General features: G+C 71.6%; 14 protein-coding genes. 6 read left to right on the forward strand and 8 right to left on the reverse strand.

The window, feature by feature from the left end; all coding sequences use genetic code 11:
- Window positions 1-318: 318 nt before the first annotated feature.
- Together QT196_RS19270 and QT196_RS19275 are read right to left on the reverse strand one after the other, a co-directional pair.
- A complete protein-coding gene (locus QT196_RS19270; protein ID WP_290355302.1) occupies window positions 319-1491 on the reverse strand; it encodes a hypothetical protein in 1173 nt (390 codons plus the stop codon).
- 47 nt (window positions 1492-1538) lie between these two features.
- Window positions 1539-2747, reverse strand: coding sequence for an FAD-dependent monooxygenase (locus QT196_RS19275; RefSeq protein ID WP_266737386.1), 1209 nt, complete (start codon window positions 2745-2747; stop codon window positions 1539-1541).
- Window positions 2748-2852: 105 nt separating this feature from the next.
- Here QT196_RS19275 and QT196_RS19280 point away from each other — a divergent pair, with 105 nt between their 5' ends.
- The gene (locus QT196_RS19280) at window positions 2853-3473 is read left to right on the forward strand and encodes a PadR family transcriptional regulator (protein WP_168480279.1); all 621 of its coding nucleotides are present in this window, start codon (window positions 2853-2855) and stop codon (window positions 3471-3473) included.
- Between the two features lie 127 nt (window positions 3474-3600).
- Here QT196_RS19280 and QT196_RS19285 read toward each other — a convergent pair whose 3' ends face one another.
- On the reverse strand, window positions 3601-4398 hold the full coding sequence (locus QT196_RS19285; RefSeq protein WP_266737388.1) for a methyltransferase domain-containing protein: 798 nt from the start codon (window positions 4396-4398) through the stop codon (window positions 3601-3603).
- Between the two features lie 541 nt (window positions 4399-4939).
- Here QT196_RS19285 and QT196_RS19290 point away from each other — a divergent pair.
- The 3 genes from QT196_RS19290 (at window position 4940) to QT196_RS19300 (ending at window position 5971) form a co-directional block, all read left to right on the forward strand.
- Window positions 4940-5260: a multidrug efflux SMR transporter gene (locus tag QT196_RS19290; protein ID WP_168480281.1), complete on the forward strand. Its 321-nt coding sequence runs from the start codon at window positions 4940-4942 to the stop codon at window positions 5258-5260.
- A 2-nt stretch (window positions 5261-5262) separates the two neighbouring features.
- Entirely contained in the window at window positions 5263-5712 is a 450-nt protein-coding gene (locus QT196_RS19295) for a multidrug efflux SMR transporter (protein ID WP_290355303.1), read from the forward strand.
- A 97-nt stretch (window positions 5713-5809) separates the two neighbouring features.
- Window positions 5810-5971 (forward strand): hypothetical protein, encoded by a 162-nt coding sequence (locus tag QT196_RS19300; RefSeq protein ID WP_290355304.1) that lies wholly within the window; start codon window positions 5810-5812, stop codon window positions 5969-5971.
- Between the two features lie 217 nt (window positions 5972-6188).
- On the opposite strand, the gene QT196_RS19305 is transcribed toward QT196_RS19300, so the two are convergent.
- Complete coding sequence (locus QT196_RS19305; RefSeq protein ID WP_290355306.1) at window positions 6189-6848, reverse strand: hypothetical protein; 660 nt, start codon at window positions 6846-6848, stop codon at window positions 6189-6191.
- Window positions 6849-7289: 441 nt separating this feature from the next.
- On the reverse strand, window positions 7290-7718 hold the full coding sequence (locus QT196_RS19310) for a DUF4440 domain-containing protein (RefSeq protein WP_168480284.1): 429 nt from the start codon (window positions 7716-7718) through the stop codon (window positions 7290-7292).
- A 511-nt stretch (window positions 7719-8229) separates the two neighbouring features.
- Between QT196_RS19310 and QT196_RS19315 the strand changes: the two genes are divergently transcribed.
- Together QT196_RS19315 and QT196_RS19320 are read left to right on the forward strand one after the other, a co-directional pair.
- Window positions 8230-9078, forward strand: a complete 849-nt coding sequence (locus QT196_RS19315) for a hypothetical protein (protein WP_290355307.1) — start codon at window positions 8230-8232, stop codon at window positions 9076-9078.
- Window positions 9079-9624: 546 nt separating this feature from the next.
- On the forward strand, window positions 9625-14250 hold the full coding sequence (locus QT196_RS19320; protein WP_266737399.1) for an ATP-binding protein: 4626 nt from the start codon (window positions 9625-9627) through the stop codon (window positions 14248-14250).
- A 19-nt stretch (window positions 14251-14269) separates the two neighbouring features.
- Here QT196_RS19320 and QT196_RS19325 read toward each other — a convergent pair whose 3' ends face one another.
- The 3 genes from QT196_RS19325 to QT196_RS19335 all read right to left on the reverse strand — a co-directional run bounded on the left by QT196_RS19325 (window position 14270) and on the right by QT196_RS19335 (window position 17610).
- Entirely contained in the window at window positions 14270-15964 is a 1695-nt protein-coding gene (locus QT196_RS19325; protein WP_290355308.1) for a protein kinase, read from the reverse strand.
- 106 nt (window positions 15965-16070) lie between these two features.
- Window positions 16071-16301 carry a ferredoxin gene (locus QT196_RS19330; protein WP_290355310.1) on the reverse strand — a complete coding sequence of 77 codons (231 nt, stop codon included), beginning with the start codon at window positions 16299-16301 and terminating at the stop codon, window positions 16071-16073.
- A gap of 4 nt (window positions 16302-16305) precedes the next feature.
- Window positions 16306-17610 carry a cytochrome P450 gene (locus QT196_RS19335; RefSeq protein WP_290355312.1) on the reverse strand — a complete coding sequence of 435 codons (1305 nt, stop codon included), beginning with the start codon at window positions 17608-17610 and terminating at the stop codon, window positions 16306-16308.
- Between the last annotated feature and the right edge of the window lie 92 nt (window positions 17611-17702).

The raw sequence follows: 17702 nt of genomic DNA on the forward strand, positions 1-17702 counted from the left end.
CCGCCACTTCGCAGTCGGCAGGCCGATGGCGCGGGCGGCCCGGCTGGGGGCCGCCCGTGCCACGCACGGCGACTTGAAGCGGGGGGGGACCGCAAACATCAAGGCACCGCGCGACCGAAAACGATCGGCACCACCCACTGCGGCGCGCCGCGCGAAAGTGTCACACCCGGCTGCGGCGCCGGGCCGCCGTGCAGGCCCCGACGACGCCGAGGATGGAGCCGCGCACGGCGTCCCGGCACGGCCCGCTAGGCCACGGCGAGAGCGGCGGACTCCACCGACGTCTCCACCGCGGAGCGCACGGCGGAGGGCAGGCGCCCGCTATACCGAACCCTCCTGCCCCCCGGCTTCATTAGCCGCGTACGGGTGGATGAAGCACCTCGCATCGAATGGCGTGAACCAGCGATCGACGTCCAACGCCCCGCCTTCTGACGTCATTGCGTCGGTTTCCCCGTCGCCATCACCGGCCGTCTCGTACCGCAGCTCGTAACCGAATTCTTCCAGCATCTCATCCGCAAAGGATTCCCAGGCGGCGGCGACCCCGTCGCTCAAAAGGCCGTAGCCATCCAGTACCACCCCGGCCTCCCGCAGCAGGAAATTCAGCAGGAATTGCTCGGCCACACAGCCCAATTGCACGAAGTCGTCGCGGGTGAGGCGAGCGGTGAGTGAGACGGCGGTGACGAGGAAGCGGCGGGCGAAGAGGACGGTGTACTGCGCGGCGAACTGTTCCGGCAGATCATCGAGGTACCAAAGGAGACCGTCGCATTCCTCGACGGATTTCTTCGCTTCGCTGAGCGTCTGCACATCGTGGAAAAGCTGGTCCACCAGGAGATCGATGGCGTACACCAATGCCCCGGCGGCCAGTTCCGCGTGTTCCCGGTCGACGCCGGACTCTTCGTCGTCCTCGCACCAGCCGAAGGAGTCGAGTCCGAATGCGGTGAGGCGGGGCGCCATGGCGCGGACCGTGACGCGCATCGCTTCGACCTCTTCGTCGGGAAGCCGCACGGCAGTGGCCTCGGCCCGCGCCTCAGCGTGTTGAGCAGCGCGTACCACCGGATCGGCCGGCGGCGCGTCCGGGCCGTCCGCGGCATCCAGACTCTGCTGAGCGAATTCCGGGTGCAGCTCGACCTCGCACTTGGTGATCTGCCATTCGCTGAGCAACTCCGACTGCTCCAGGATCTCGCCCACGACTTCCCGCATGGCGTCCTCGGCGACCTCCAGGGCAGGCGCGTCCACGAACAGCTTCAGCAGGACCCCACCGGGGTGAGCGGCCAGGATGGAATCGAAGATCTCGATTTCCACGTCGTCCGGCCCCTCGACGGCCTCGATCGCATCGAGGCCCTTCCGGAGCAGGAAGATGACGCCCTCCCGCTGAAGAGCGTCCAGTTCCGCTGCACCGGCCGGAAGGCGCGTGTCCACGCTCACCACATATGTCACGCGGCCCATCGTGCCGGAGCGCCACTGCTCAGCGCGCGGGAATTCGTTCTCTTCCACCGTCGGGATCTGCGGCTGCCCGGCGGCACTTTCCGTTTCCGATGCCGTCAGTCCGTGGCGGTCACCGTTCCTGTCACCTTCGCCTCCCACTCGATGCGATGGAAGTGCAGCGGGCGGAGGGTTTCCGCAAGGCTGGGGAACGCCGGGACGGGAGCGTCGCTCTTGCCGGACTTGACCTTGTTGACGGCCGCGGCGTTGCGGCCGATCGCCTCCACACGCCGGCGGCGCAGGGCCTCGTAGGCGGCGAACGCCTCGCCCGGCGACGGCAGATCGCGCAGGCAGCGGGCCAGTTCGACCGCGCTCTCGATGGCGAGCGAGGCGCCCTGCCCGGAGCTGGAGGAGGGGGCGTGCGCCGAGTCCCCGACCAGCACCATCCGGCCGCGGTACCAGTGCGGTACGGACGGCATGCGCTCCATCCGGCCGACCACCATCAGGTCGTCGGGGCCGGTGTGCCGCAGCAGCCGCTCGCCCGGGACATGACCGGTGTAGAGATCGCGTAGCCTGCCCAGCCACTCGGCGCCGGGTACCCGCGCCAGGTCGGCCGGGCTCGGCGGGGTGTCCGTGGGCAGACCCGCGAACCAGATCATCCGCCCGTCCGGGCCCTGCCAGTAGCCCATGAAGGCGCGGCCGAACGCGAAGTACATGGTGCCCGGTGCGGCCCCGGCCGCACTGCCCACCGCGGCGTAGCCGCCGAAGCTCAGCACGCCGCCGTACTCGGGACCGGGTGCGTGCGGGTCGATGACGGTGCGGACGGTGGAGCGGATGCCGTCGGCGCCGATCAGGATGTCGGCGGTCGCGGAGGTCCCGTCGGCGAAGTGGGCGGTGACGCCCTCGGGGGTCTCCTCGGCGGCGACCAGCCGCTTGCCGTACGCGAACCGGATCCCGGCGGCGGCCGCGTGGTCGGTCAGCGCACGGTAGAGCCGGTCGCGCGGCAGCGTCAGTGTGGCGGGCAGTTCCGGGAAGCCGCCGAAGCCGGTGAGCTGATTGCCGAGGCCGTCTGCCATCACCATGCCGGGCACCGGCTGTCCGAGGGCCGTCACCGCCGCGTCGGCACCGACCGCCGCCAGCGCCGCCTGCCCGTTCGGCGCCAGCCCCAGCCAGGCCCCGACGCCGTCCGCCGCACTCGGATACGCCTCGTGGACCGTCGCCGCGATGCCCGCCTTGCGCAGCGCGAGTGCCGTGACCGGGCCCGCCACACCTCCCCCGATGACCAGTGCCGACCGTACGCCGGAGCCGTGGCCGTGGTTGTCGCTCATAACCCCTCCCATGGGTCATGTGGATGCGCCGTATGAACGCCGCACCCATAGTGGCAAATGAACTAGTAGCAATGCAACTAGTTCTCCATTGCCTACGATGCCTGCATGACCGCCTCCGTGAAGAGCTCGCCGCTGGGACTGGCCGTGCTGGCGCTGCTGCACCACCGGCCGCTGCACCCCTACGGCATCCAGCAACTGCTCAGGCAGTGGGGCAAGGAGCAGGTCGTCAACGTCGGCCAGCGGGCCGGGCTGTACCGCACCATCGAGCGGCTGCAGACCGGCGGGCTGATCACCGTCCGGCAGACCGAGCGCGACCAGCAGTACCCCGAGCGGACCGTCTACGAGGTCACCGAGGAGGGCCGGGCGGTCACCCGTGAATGGCTGGAGCAGATGCTGGCGGTGCCCAAGGCGGAGTTCCCCGTGTTCCCGGCGGCGCTGTCGAACATGCTGCTGCTCAGCCCGGACGAGGCGGCACCGATCCTGGAACGACGGGCCGCGCGGCTCGCCGGCGAACGCGCCGAACTGGAGCGGCAGTCCGCCGAAGCCCCCACAGGGCTGCCGCGCATCACACTGATCGAGAACGAATACCGGCTCGCCGTCCTCGTCGCCGAGGAACGCTGGCTGCAGGGAGTGCTCAGCGATCTGCGGGACGGCAGCCTGACCTGGTCCCCGGAGATGCTCGCCGCGTTCCAGGAGGCGTCCGCATCGGGTTCGGCTGCGACCTGACGGGGCGTGGGAGGCGCGGGTTTTAGCGGAGGCGGGCCGATTCGGCGGCGCAGGCCTCCGCGCCATGGTGATGCAGTAGTTGAGGCCCAGGTCGGGGACCTGGGCCTCGTGCGCTGTCCGGAGCGGCTCAGGCTCGGCAGATGATCTCGCCGTGCAGGACGCTCAGCCAGCCGTCCGGGTCGGCGGCCCAGGTGCGCCAGGCCGCCGAGATGCGGCGCAGATCGTCATCGGTGGCGAGGCCGTCGCGGCGGGCCTGGTCGGCGATGGCCGAGTCCAGGATGCGGTCGGCCCACATCCCGCCCCAGTGGGCGCGGTCCGCGTCGTCGGCGTGACACCAGGTGCTGGCGCTCGGGGTGATGTCGGTGAACCCGGCGGCCCGCGCCCAGGCCGGCAGGCGCCGCCCGGCGTCCGGCTCGCCGCCGTTGGCCCGTGCGCACCGCTGGTAGAGGTCCATCCACTCGTCCAGGGCGGGCAGTTGGGGGTACCACACGAACCCGCGGTAGTCCCCGTCCCGGGCCGCCACGATGCCGCCCGGCTTGCACACCCGGCGCATCTCGCGCAGCGCCTGGACCGGGTCGGCCACATGCTGGAGCACCTGATGGGCGTGGACCACGTCGAAGGTGTCGTCGGCGAACTCCAGCGCGTGCACATCGGCGGTGCCGAACTCGATGTTTTCCAGGCCGCGTTCGGCGGCGACCTGCGCCGCCGACTCCACCACGCCCGCCGCCGCGTCGACGGCGGTCACCCGGCCGGGGGCGACCAGCTCGGCCAGGTCGGCGGTGATGGTGCCCGGCCCGCAGCCGACGTCCAGGAGCCGCGCTCCCGGACGCAGATGGCCGAGCAGATACGCCGCGGAGTTCTGCGCGGTGCGCCAGCGGTGCGAGCGCAGTACCGATTCATAGTGTCCGTGGGTGTACGTGGCCATACCCGTCTCTCCCCTCGTCCTGCCCGGCCGGGGGCCGTTGGGTCACGGCCGATGGACACCGGCACCGGGCCACGCCGTCGTCATCCGTCCCCGCGGTCGCGGGCCGGCGATACGGCAAGCCCCGGAAGACGTGGGGCCGCCGTGACGGTTATGGACGACTTTAGAATGCGTCTCGGGATCTGGGAATCGCATCTCGTAGTGTGGACAACAGTTGTGGCCGCAGAGGGCAGGCAGCCCTTCCTGCCTCGCGTCTGAAGGCACCGCCCGGCTTCCGGCTGGGAATCCGGTGGCGTCAGGCGCTGTTGGAGCGGACGTGGTTCTTGATCACGCATGCGGGAGGCGCGGTGCGCGTGGCGCCACCCGGATGGAATTCCTCAAGAACCACGGCGCGTATGACGACGTCCCCTTCGACTCCTGTTGGAGCGGATGCGCGCCGAGCACCCCAGGGGTTCGCCGATCGCGGCGCGGTGGCGGGCAGCGGGGCACCGGCCGATGAGCCCCCGGCCCGACCTACACCGGATGGAGAGGACTTACTTCCACCATGGCCTGGATCTACTTATCCCTCGCGGTCGTCTTCGAGATCGTCTTCGCGCTCGGCGCGAGCGCCTCCCACGGCTTCACCAAGCTGAAGATCTCCCTGATCACCGTGGTCGGCGTCGTGGGCGGCATCTACTTCATCAGCCTTGCCCTCAAGACGCTGGATGTCGGGGTCGGCTATCCGATCTGGACCGGGGCCGGGGCGGTCGGCACGGTGATCTTCGGAGCACTGATCTTCAAGGAGAAGATCACGCCGGCCAAGGTGGTCTGCTTCATCGCCATCATCGGCGGGGTCGTCGGTCTCAAGTCGCTGGCGGGAGTGTGACGATGACCAGGGAGAACGCGGGCGCGGAGAAGAAGCAGAGCCTTCCGGTCGCCTGGGCCTGGCTGTTGGTCGCCGCCGTCTTCGAGGTGATCTTCGCGCTCGGCTCGGCCGCGAACGGCGGCTTCACCAAGCTGGTGCCGTCCGTCATCACCGTCGTAGCGGGCGGCGGCGGGGTCTATCTGCTCAGCCTCGCCTTGAAAACCCTCGATGTCGGTATCGGCTACACGGTCTGGACGGGCATCGGCACCGTCGGCTCCGTCCTCTTCGCCGCGCTGCTCTACGGCGAACAGATCACGCTCGGCAAAATGCTCTGCATTCTCGTCATCATCGGCGGCGTGGTCGGCCTCCACCTGGCCTCCGAGAAACCGAAGGACGACGACACCGCCGATGCCACCGGACCCGCCGGCGACGAAGGGCCGGAGTCACCGGTCGCACCCAAGTCGGCGTCGTAGCCCGAGGGCACGTCTCGTACGGTCCGGGTGGCGTCGGCGGTGTCGCACGGACGTAGACCAGCGCGTTGCCCTGGCGCTCTCCGACTCTCCCGGCGACGTGCCCACCGACCCGCTGCAGGCGGCCTGGAAGCGGCCGGGGAAGCTGTTCGGCCGAGCGGCCCTGACCGAGTCCGCGGGCGGCCGGTTCCGGGTCCGGGGCGACGGGCTCGACCACCGGGTGGCGTACGCCCAGGCGGTGGCGAAGTACTGGAAGCGCTGACCCCGCGGGCCGGGCCGCGCTCCGCAGCCGCTCCACGGCACCAGCCCCAGGTCGGTGACCTGGGGCTGGTGTGTTCCCGGCCGAGGAGGTAGCCGGGGGGTGAGGGCTCCTGTTTGCCGGTGCAGGGCTCGCGATCGACACCGGGGCGGCAGGCCCTCGCCCCGAGTTGGGGCCGTTCACGGAATGTCGGTGGGCACCGGATTCCGCGCCAACTCGGCTAGCTGGGGCTTGAGTTGCCGCAGCGGCTGGTGCGCTCTTCGTCGGCCATGGGGCGGGACTGGATCCTGATGATCTTGTAGGTGATGTCCCCCTCGACATCGGTGAAGTCGTGAGGACCATGGGAGTTGTGCTCGTTCACGGGAGCGAAGGGGTTCGACTGGTCGATGCCGTCGAGGTGCCAGTTGCCCTTTGCCTTCCGGGTGACCGAGACCTCGTCGACCCAACCGATCTCGCCGGGCTTCAGAGTGCCCGTGGTATCGCTGCTCTCCGTGTTCTGCTTGAACCAGGTGTGCTCGATCTTCGGCAGCACCGAGACGGGGTTCGCGCCGACCGACATGCCGATGACCGTCGTTTCGCCGGTGGTCTCCGCCTCGCCCTGCTTGAAATCGGCGTTCTCGGTGGTGCAGTTGTCGCGATAGTCCCCCACCAGCGTCGGCGTGCCCTCGGTCGGCTCCCCGACCCATTCGGTGGGGGTGAAGGTGCAGTCCCCGCCGCAGTCGGCGAGGAACTCCGCGACTTTCTCGGGGGTGCTCCAGATGCCGTCGCCCTGGGAAACGGGCACGTCCGGCGGGTCGGTTATCCAACCGCCTCCGCCGCCGTCCGCCTGCGCCGGGGTGATGGACAGGCACAGCGTCGCCGCGAGGGCCATCGATCCCACCGCGAGCGCCTTTACCCGTCGGCCTCTGCCGGACGGGAGAACATTGCGTACACGAATGTTCATTTTTTGCGTCCCTTACTTTCCACCTGAAGCGCGGATTGCGTCCTGCGAATCCGTTCACGACTCCGGGTGTTGCCGTCCCGGGAAGGCGGCACCCGTCGTGAGCGAGGTGTGCAGCAGCTCCGAACCGGCCAGGAACGGAGTGCCGCCGGCCACGCGCCCCTGAGGGACTGCCGCTGCGACCGGCACAACACCGAGATTCGGCCACATGGCTCACATTCGGCTCACAAGCCGCTCATGCGGCGTCGCCCGCTCGTGGAAACGGTGCAGCGGGTGCAGGCGGCGTTCCGGCTCATTCGGTGCGGGAAGCGCCCCCGCCCCCTGTTCCCGGGCGGGCCGGGAAAAAGGGGGCGGGTAGGTGGTGCCTTAGCGGCCCCGGCGTTACAGGTTGTCGCCCCAACCGCCCTGGATCATGGTCTGGAAGGCCCACTTGCCGTCCCGCCTGACCAGGATGTCGGCGTAGCGCAGCTGCCGGGTCTCACCGTCCATCGTCATGGTCGAGTCCGAGAAGACCACGGCCATGGCGGCGGAGAGGAAGACGGGCGTCCGCGTGGACTCGAAGCTGATGTCCGCGCTGCCATCGCCCATGACCTGCGTCATCGTCGCGATGTACTGCTCGCGGTCCCACTGTGCCGACCGGGCGTTGCCGGCCGCGTCGTCACTCACGAGGTTGAGGGGGAACACCGCCATGTCGGCCATGTGCTGGACGTCGCGCTTGGCGCTCTGTGCGTCGTACTCCGCGAACCAGGCGTCCAGGCTCGCGCGGTCCTCGGCGGTCGGGACGTAGCCGGCATCCGGCAGAAAGGTCATACGGACTCCTCACGGTCTTCGGTTCGGCGGCCGGGGGCGTGGCGCGTGGGCGAGAGCCCCAACCCGGCCCCAAAACCAGTCGTCAAGTTTGACTAGTGGCGGTGATGGAGGGTATGTCCCGTCGCAGCTTTAGTCAAACTTGATTAGGGGTTTCGATTCCGTCCAGCCGGCTGGGGGTGCGACCCTCGGCCGGGGGCGCGTCGTGACATGTCCGGAGTGCGGGAGGGGGCGCCCGGCAATCTGCACCGAAGCGTCACACGGCCTTCGCGTCGCCCTCGACGGGTGTCGTTAGCGTTACTGCCCGCTCGATCCCGCGTGCGAACTGGATCAGCTCGATCAGATCGCCGGCGTCCCTGGCGGCGCAGCCAGCACAGAAAGATCGCAGATGGACTACTGCTCGTCGTGCCGCCGAAGTCTCAACGGGGCGCTCGTATGTCCGGGATGTGGCGATTACGCTCCTGACATAGCCCCTCCCAGCCACCGTCGGCAGAGCGCGACGGGCGCCGCCGCGATGTGGGAGTCCTGGCCGCCGGAGGAAGCCCCCGCCCCGGGGCCCCGGCAGGGTCGGGACGACGATGCCGCGCCGTTCGCCGGTGGCTCGCCGTTGGCCGGTGGCGCGCCGTTCGCCGGTGGCGCGCCGTTCGCCGGTGGCGCCTCCGGAGCCGCGCCGGCGGATACGGCGGAAATCGCTGCCGTCGCGGACGCGGAGGCGCCCGGCGACGCCGAGATCCCCGCGCCCACCGGGCAGGGCCGGGCGGCCCGGCGCCGGCAGCTGGCGCGGTGGAAGAAGCACCGGCGCCGGGCCGCGGCCGCCACTGCCTTCGCGCTGGTCGGCGGCGGTCTGACCGTCAGCATGCTCCAGAACAAGCCCGCCACCAACGGCACCCAGGCGTCCTCGATGCCGGAGCCGGAGAGCGTGACCACGCCCCGGACGGAGCCCGCCGCCTCATCGACGGACCGGTCGGACAGCGAGGCCTCCCGGCACCCCGGCGCCCGCCCGTCGCTCCCGTCCGGCCGGCACGCACGCCGCGACGCCAATACACCGCCGCCCGCCACGACGGCCCGGCAGCCGCAGTCCGTCACCCCGTCACACACCGCCGCACCCCCGCGCCCGGCCGCACCCACCGAGGCCACGCAGGACAGGGCGGCGCACCCCGCCCACACCGACGCCGCGGCACCCGCGACGAGCGCCCCGGCGGCGTCCGGAGGTTCCGGCAGCTCCGGTAGCTCCGGAGGTTCTGGCAGCTCCGGCGGGAACAACTCGCCGTCGCATACGGCACCGACCAGCCCGTCCGCACCGGGGGCGGAGCCGTCCACCCCGACGGATGTGTGTCTGCTGGGGTTGGTGTGCGTCGGCTGAGCCGACGGGTCGGGGGCCGTTCGGTGAGCGGGCGTATGTAGCCGGAGAGGGCGCTCTCCCGCCAACGGGCGTCCGGCAGGAGCGGTGTGCGTCGGCTGATGCCAACCGCTCATGGCCTCCCCCCAGTCGGACCGAGTACACGGCCGAACAGACCGCGCGGGCCCAACGGGCACCCGGCGGAAGTGGTCTGCGTCGACTCAAGTCGGCGTCTCAGGGCCGCTCGGACAGGCCGACGTACACGCCAAGAGACCCCCTGCCGTCAACCGCGCGCGGAGGCTCCCCTACCAGCTGGGTATGACAAAACCGCCCGCCGGGCATCTTTTTTGAGCCGCGTACCGCGCGCACCCATCGCGAGGCGACCTCAACGCAGTGGCCGGATTAGGCCGTTGCCGGGGAAGCGGAGCCCTGCTGACAGGCGGTCATGTCAGTGCGGCCATTGTCCGGAATCTGTACCCGGGGGCGGCTCCTTCCCTGTCCGGGATGGATTCTTCTGCTCACTGCGCGTCGGAGCGCAGGAGGCCGGGGAATGCGGGCGAGGGGGCGGCGATGGATGCGCGGGACGAGGAACTGGTCGAGGCGATCAGCGGGTTGTTGAAGGATCCGCGGTCCGGGCCGGGGCCTGTCATCGAGGACGAGCGGCAGGCGGCGCGTGCCGTACGGCTTATCGACGAGCGGCTCAAGGAGGAAGCGGGGGTCTATCGGCTGGCGCTGGAACAGGCGCAGGCAGGTGCCGAGACGCTCTCCTCCGATCGCCTCCAGGTCCTGTCGGAGATGGTGCAGAACGCCGATGACGCGAGGGCCACCGAAATCCGGCTCACCTGGGGGAGCGACGAACTGCTGGTCGCACACGACGGCCACGGGATGCGGCTGGCCGATGTGCTGCTGCTCGGTCTGCCGTGGCTCAGCGGCAAGAGCCTGGATGCCGAGTCCACGGGACGGTTCGGCATCGGGCTGACCACGCTGCGTGCGCTGTCCACCGCATGGGAGGCGCACTGTCATCCGTTCCACGTGCGGTTCGCCGGTCTGAGCATGCAGCCGGTTCCGGCCCCGCTGCTGCCGGCGAACGCGGCGGGCCCCCGGTGGACGGTGTTCCGGATTCCGCTCGCGCCGGGGACGCTGACGCTCGACGAGCTGACCGAGTGGTTCGAGAGCTGGCACGACAGCTCGCTGGTCTTTCTCGGCAGTCTGCGGCGGGTCACCCTGCTCGAGCGGGACGGGAGCGGGCCGGCCGGTGCGGCGGCGTCGGTCGTGCGCACGCTGGGGCTTACTTGGCACGACCTCGGGACCAGGCCCGCGGAGATCGGCGGCGGGCACACCGAGGTGCGGATGCGCCGGGCGCGGACCTCCGACGGGTCGGAGTGGCTGGTGTACGACACCCGGGTGCCGACGCCGCCCGGCGCGAAGCGGCTGCACAAGGCCACCGCGGAGACCGTGCCGCTGGCCGTGGCACTGCCGCTGTCGCCGACGGTCACGGCGGGGAGCGTACACGCCGGGCTACCCGTGGCCCCGCTGGAGGTCGCGGCGCGGGTGCACGCCCAGTTCGACCCGGTGGCCAGCAGGGAGGGGTTCGCCTCGCGCCCTTGGAACAACCGGCTGGCCCCACTGGTCGCCGATCTGTGGGCCCTGGGCGTCCTCGACGTGCTGGAGAGCTGCGCGCCCGACGCCTGGCATCTGATTCCCCTGGCGCCCGCAGAGCCCCCGGCCGGCTCAGCGGCCAAACTTCCGGACCGGATCCGTGACGCCCTGACGGCTCGGGCCCGTACGTGGGTGGCGGCCCGGCTGGCGCCGCCGGGGCCGGACGGCAGCCGTACGCCGCTGGCGTCCCTGGCGGTGGAGGACCGGCGGCTGACCGGGGTGGTGACGGACGAGCACCTCGCCGAACTGGCCGGTCTCACCGCGACGTTCCCGCACTCCGCGCGCGATGCGGCCGGGCGCTGGCGGCAGGTGCTGACCGACTGGCGGGCGGCCGGGGGTGCGGCGCTGGCCGACGAGGTGCAGATCGCCGATGCGCTGGTGCTGCTGAAGCGCCCGGACTACCCGGTCGGCCGGACCCTCCGGCTCACGGCCGTCGCCATCGAGGCGGAGCTGGACAGCCAGTTGTTGTCCACCGCCTGTGTGCTGGCGTCGGACGGGCGACGGCTGCTTCCTCCCGTCACCGGGCGGGCCTTCGCGGACCGCGCGGACGAGGCCGGCGCGGCCACCGGGCACGGCGGCGCGCGTCTCGCGGCGCTCGGCATCGTGCAGGAGCTCGACGCCGCGTACTGGGAAGAGACCGAGCACGCCCGAGCGGTGGTGTCCTGGCTGCGTACCGAGGGCTGTCTGGTCAACCAGGAGGACACTCTCGCGGTGCTCGGCCGGGTGGCTCAGCTCGGCCGGGCGGGCCTGCGGATGGGCTCCGACGGAGTCACGGATGGCGTTCAACTGACCGCCCTACAAAGGGCATTCGGCGATATATCTGACAAGCAGCGCAAGAAGCTGGGCCGCGATGTCGGGAAGGCGGTGCTGCTCAGCGCCTTCCGATACGGCCGGGACGGGCAGGAGGAGCCGTGCACCGCCGCCCCTGGCGACTGCGCACTGCCTCTGGCCCTCGACACCGCGGACCGCGGCCGGTTCGCCGTGGCCGCGCGCAGGACGCCGGGCATCACCTGGGCCGACCGCGCGTACGCCCGCTCGCTGCTGGCGACCTCACCGAACAATCCGCTGAGCCGTACGGCGTTCCTGCGGCTCCTCGGCGTGGCCGACGCACCGCGCCTCGAAGCCCCGCCACGATCCCTGACGGAGGGGAAATACACCACCGACCGCCGACGCGGTCTGCCCCGTGTCGGCTTCCTCTCCACACCCGACCGCAGGCTCGAACTCGACCGGCTGAAGGCCCACTACACCCTGGACGATCTGTGCAGCCCGCAGCTCGATGCGGTCCTGGCCGATCTCGTGGCCGAACGGGATGTCCAGGAGCGGCGCAAACGCACCGTCGCGCTTCTGCACACCTTGGGCAAACAGGGGCTGCTGGTGTCCCGTGAGAACCGTGAGAAGCAGGCGGTGTTCGGGCACCACGGGTGGAAGCATCAGGGCCTTACGAAGGCGCAGTGGGTGTGGCGGCTGCTTGACGTGCCGTGGCTGGAGGATGCCACGGGTACCTTGCGGCGGCCCGGTGAGCTGCATCTCCGTACGGCCGACACGCTGGCGCTATACGGGCCGGACGACCCTGGCTATCTGCACCCCGAGATCCAGCGCGATGTGCAAGGCCGCGCGGAGGTGCTGCACACCCTCGGGATCTCGGAGAACCCTGATGTACCGGCCCTGATCGGGCGGTTGCGCCAGCTCCGGGCGCGCCTGGCGGCCCCCGGGCCGGTACCCGATGACCTCGCCGCGGACGTCCACCTCGTCTACGGGGCGCTGGCCCGACGGCTCGACGCCACCTCGGCGGAGACGCCGCGGGCCACGGCCGAGCGCCGGATCCGCGCTGCGTTCCAGGGTCGTGAGGATCTGGTGCTCACCGACCAGGGCTGGCAGCGGCCGGGGAGTGTCTTCCGCGGCGCCACGATCCTGCGCGGGCACCGCCCCTTCGTCCTGCCGGAGCCGGCGCTGCTTCCGCTGTGGAACGTGCTCGGCATTCTGGAGCCGCGGGAGGAGGATCTCGCGGAGGTACTGAAGGAGATCGCGCTGGACGGTGCCCGGCCGGTCGGTGAGCGGCAGCGGGTGATGCTGGAGGCACTGCGGCAGCTCGCCAAGATGATCGGCGAGGCGGAGAGGCCGGTCCCCATCGGACTGCGCGCGCGGCTGCGGTCGCTGCCGCTGTGGACCAGCTCCGGCTGGACGAAGCAGCGTCCGGTGCATGCGGTGGACCATCCGGTGCTCGCCGCCGCGGTCGCGCAGCGGCTGCCGGTGTGGCAGCCGGGCGGCGATCTCCAGCAGTTCGGTCCGCTGCTCGGGCTCCTGAAGATCGACCGGGTGGAGGCGGCCGGGGCGCAGGTGCTCGGTGCAGCGCAGGCCCGCCCCGACACCGGTCTGACGGAGGGGTTCCGGCGGGCGGTGGCCGCGCTCCAGGACACGCTGGTCCGGGACGAGCCGCGGGCCGCCCGCGCCTTCACCGGCTGGTCATGGCTGGCGCAGGTGGACGTACGGGTGCTGGCCGGTCTGCGGGTGCGGGTGGTGCTGGACGAGGGGCGCGAGACGGTCGAGCTCGACGTGGGGGCTCAGCTGGACCCTGCGGCGGGAGTGCTCTATGTTGCGGCGCCGGAGGAGCTCGGCACGACGCGGGGCGGCGGGCAGGCCGTGGCGTCCGTCTTCTCCGGTGAGCGGACCCATGTCGGTCACCGGTGGCGGGACATCTGGGAGAGCGGCGAACTGGACGGGGCCCCCGAGAGCCCACTGGTCTCCGCCGAGCAGCGGGACCACGAGGAGCGGGAGCGGCACCAGGCCCTGCTCCGGGAGCGCCGGGAGGCCGCGGCGCTCTCCTCGCTGCCCGGGCCCACGGGTTCCCGCCGCTCGCCGGGCGCGGCGGCCCGGCCCACAGTGCCCGTCCCGGCGACGGCCCCTACTCCACAGCCGACGCCAGTGGGCGGCTCGCTCCCCCGGCCGCGGCCCCCGGCTCCACGGCGGCTGGTCGACGCCGCGGTCCTCCTGACGAACGCGCCGGCCGTCACCCGGCCCACGGCCGCGGCCCCCGCCGCGCCGCTCGGCACCGCCCGCCCGCGGCCGTCCCGGCGCACCTCGTCGCTGCCGCAGCCCCGGCCAGGCGGGTCCGCACCGCAGTCACCGCTGGGCGTGGCCGGGCCGCGCGACCAGGAGAAGGAGACGCTGGCCCTACGGATGCTGACGCAGGCACTGGAGGCGGAGGGGCTGACGGTGGAGGACCACCGCGCGCACGCGGGGCTGGGTGCCGATGCCATGGCCTCGAACGGCCACTTCTACGAGCTGAAGGCGCACGGCGGCCCGGAGCCCACGGAGATCTCGCTCACTGGTGCCGAACTCCGGCGCGCCCTCGCCGAGCGCGAAAGGTTCTCGCTGGTGATCGCGTCATACCTCGAACAAGGCCTGGGACGCCCGACATTGCGCATCATCGCCGACCCGCTCACCTGCCTCACCCTGGCACCGACGGAAGAAGTGAAGCTCAAGGGACTGCGCGGCGCTCAGGTGGAGGCGGTGGTTTGTGAGTGGGGGGAGAGGTGAGGGGGCGGCTCCCGGTTGGCTAACCGGCCCGCCGCCTTCCCCGCCCCCCGGAGGCCGCTGCGGCCGGGGCGCCCGCAGGTACGGCGCCCCCGGGCGCCTTCGCGCCGGGCGGACCGGCCGCGTCGGTGCCCTCTGACGGCGTCGGCCGGGTGCGGGTCTTGAGGACCTGGGCGGCGATGGCGAGTGTGACGGCCAGGAGCAGGACGTAGAAGACGCCGATTTTGCGGAGGTCGTCGAGGAAGAACCAGAGGGCGGCCAGGGACGTGAACCAGAAGGCGATGAGCGCGAAGCCGCCGGTGTGTTCGTCCTTGTAGCCGGCGGCGAGGCACAGTGCGGAGACCACGCCCAGGACCAGGGCGATGATGACGTAGTGGGTTTCCCAGCCGATGTTGGCGCGGGCCAGCTCGGACCACACGGCCACGGCCTCCGCCACCGGGCCCCAGGCCACCGCGCAGGCGAGCCGTGCCGACCACAGCAGCAGCACCGAACCGGCGACGGCGGCGAGCAGCGCGACCCGGGAGAACTGGCCGACCTCGATCATGTCGGTCCGGGATATCACCAGGCACAGCAGGCAGCCGAGCAGAGCGACCGCGCCTTCGGCCGTCGGCCGGAACACCACGCGCGCCGGTCGGCGGCGGACGGGCCGCGGCGACGGTGCGCTCCCGGCGTGCGCGGGCGGAGCCGCTGCCGGGGCAGCAGGGCCAATGGCAGGGGCGGGGCCGACGGCTGAGGCGGAGGCTGCGTTGGGGGTGGGCCGCGCGAGCTGGGCAGGTCCCACCAGGCCGGGCCCCACCGCCGGGCCGTGAGCCGCCGCCAGGGCAGGCCCCGCCGCCGCGGGATCGAGTGCGGTGGGGGTCGGGTTGGGGGCAGGGGGCGTTGGGGCGGCGTGGGGGGCCGTGGTGAGGGCTGTGCGCATGGTGGCGGCGTCCGGGAAGCGGTCTTCCCGGCGCTTGTGGAGTGCACGGGCGATCACCGCGTCCACTGCGGGCGGGAGTTCCGGGCGGAGCCGGGAGGGCGGTACCGGTTCCGCGGCCAGATGCTGATGCATGACGGAGAACGGGGAGTCGCCGGTATACGGGGGACGCCCCGTCAGCAGCTCGTACAGCAGACAGCCCACGGCGTACAGATCGGTGCGGTGGTCGGTCGCGGCCCCGTTGATCTGCTCGGGGGCGAGGTAGGCGGGGGTGCCGACCGCCACGCCCGTCCCGGTCAGCCGGGTGGCCACCTCGCTCAGTGCCTTGGCGATGCCGAAGTCGACGACCTTGACCGCGCCGGAAGCGGTGAGCATGACGTTCGCGGGCTTGATGTCCCGGTGGACGATGGCGTGCTGGTGGCTGTGGTCCAGCGCCGCCAGCACCTGACCCGTGATGTCGACGGCCTGCGCCACGGCCAGCGGGCCGTCCCTCAGCACCTGGCTGAGGGTCCGGCCCGCCACGTACTCCATGACCAGATAGGGCTCGGCCGCACCACCGCCGGCGTCCTCACCCACGTCATGAACGGTGGCCACACCGGGGTGGTTGAGCGCGGCGGCGGCATGCGCCTCCCGCTGGAAGCGGGTGAGGAACTCGGGCTGCATCGCCAGCTCGGCGGAGAGGGTCTTGACAGCGACGGTGCGGCGCAGCCGGTGGTCGACGGCGCGGTACACCGTTCCCATCCCGCCGTGCCCGAGCTGCTCCACCAGCTCGTACCGCTGCCCCAACATCCTGTGTTCCACCGGGTTCCTCCAGGGACCGATCACGCCAACACGCCGGAAGACGTACGGGAGAGCGGACGGGTTCCCCGCCCCGCGAGCGGGCGGCGTGCGACGCGGTACCGGACTACTACTGCTCGCCCGGAGGCGAACTGCCCGCGCCGTCCTGCTCGGTGACGGTGAGGGCGGCTGCCGGGCAGAGTCCGGCGGCCAGCCGGGCCCCGGCGCGCAGCCCGGGTGGCGACGCGGCGGTACGGAGCACGACCAGGCCGTCCTCGGCGTCCTGGTCGAACACCTCGGGGGCGGTCAGGGCGCACATCCCGGCGCCGATACAGCGGTCGCGGTCGATGCTCAGATGCACCGGACTACTCCTTGTCCCAGGTCACGGGGAGTTGGTGCACCCCGTGGATGTTCATGGCATCGCGCAGCGGTACGTCCTCGGGCGGGACGGCCAGCCGCAGCGTCGGGAAGCGGCGGAAGAGCGCCGGGAAGGCGACCCGCATCTCGACCCGCGCCAGCTGCTGGCCCAGGCACTGGTGGGCGCCGTGGCCGAAGGCCAGATGCCCGGTCGCCTTCCGCTGAAGATCGAGGGTGTCGGGGTCGGGGAACTTCAGCGGGTCGCGGTTGGCAGCCGACACGGACACGGTGACGGTGTCGCCGGCCTTGATCAGTTGGCCGTCCAGCTCGACGTCCTCCAGGGCCGCCCGTATGCCGGTGTGGGCGATGCTCAGATAGCGGAGCAGTTCCTCGACCGCCTGGTCGGCGAGGCCGGGATCGGCGCGCAGGGCGGCGGCCTGCTCGGGGTGGCTCAGCAGGGCGAAGGTGCCGAGCCCGAGCATGTTCGCGGTGGTGTCGAGACCGGCGGCGAGCAGGAAGCCGCCGATACCGGCGAGTTCGTCATCGGTCAGGTCAGTGGTGGTCAGATCGCTGAGCAAGTCATCGGTAGGGTGGGCGCGCTTGGCCGGCACCAGTTCACCGACGCATTCCGTGAGCGCGGTCAGGGCGGCCATCTGCTCCTCCAGGCCAGCATCCGGACTGCTCAGCATCGCGGCGTGCTCCTGGAATCCCGCGCGGTCGGACTGCGGCACACCGAGCAGTTCGCAGATCATCAGGGCCGGGACCGGGTGCGCGAACGCCTGCACCAGATCGACCACGGGTCCCTGGCGCTCCATGGCGTCGAGGTGGTCGGCGGTGATCTGCTCGACCCGCTCGGTGAGCAGACGCATCCGGCGAACGGTGAACTTGCCCGCGAGCAGTCGCCGGTAGCGGGTGTGCTCCGGTGCGTCGATCCCGGTGAGGTCGCCGATCGGTGCCGGGGGCAGCGGACCGGAAGGCCCTCCCGGCACGGGGAGGCGCAACAGCTCGTACCGGGAGCTGAAGCGGGGGTCGGCGGCGATCGCTCGGGTCACGGCGTGACCGGTGGCCAGCCAGCCGACGTGCCCGTCCGGGTATTGCATCGGGCGCAGCGGCTGCTGCTCGCGCAGTTCCGCCAGCTCGGCGGGCGGGTCGAAGGGGCAGCCCGCGGCGCGGGTCAGCGGCAGGGTCACCGGCTCGGGCTGCGCCGCCGCTTGATGCGCGGTCTGCTCTGTCGCGGGTGCGGACGGTTCAGAGCGTGGGGACAGTTGGGACGGTGCGGACTGTTCAGACGGTGCGGACTGTTCGTGCTGCATGAGGTCCTCCGATGAAGGATGACGGCACGGCGAAGCGTTGCCGGGCGGAGTGCAGGGTGAAGAGCGCGATGAAGAGTGCGGTGCAGCGCGCG

Source organism: Streptomyces sp. P9-2B-2 (genome assembly GCF_030406865.1).
GTDB classification, from domain to species: Bacteria; Actinomycetota; Actinomycetes; order Streptomycetales; family Streptomycetaceae; genus Streptomyces; species Streptomyces platensis.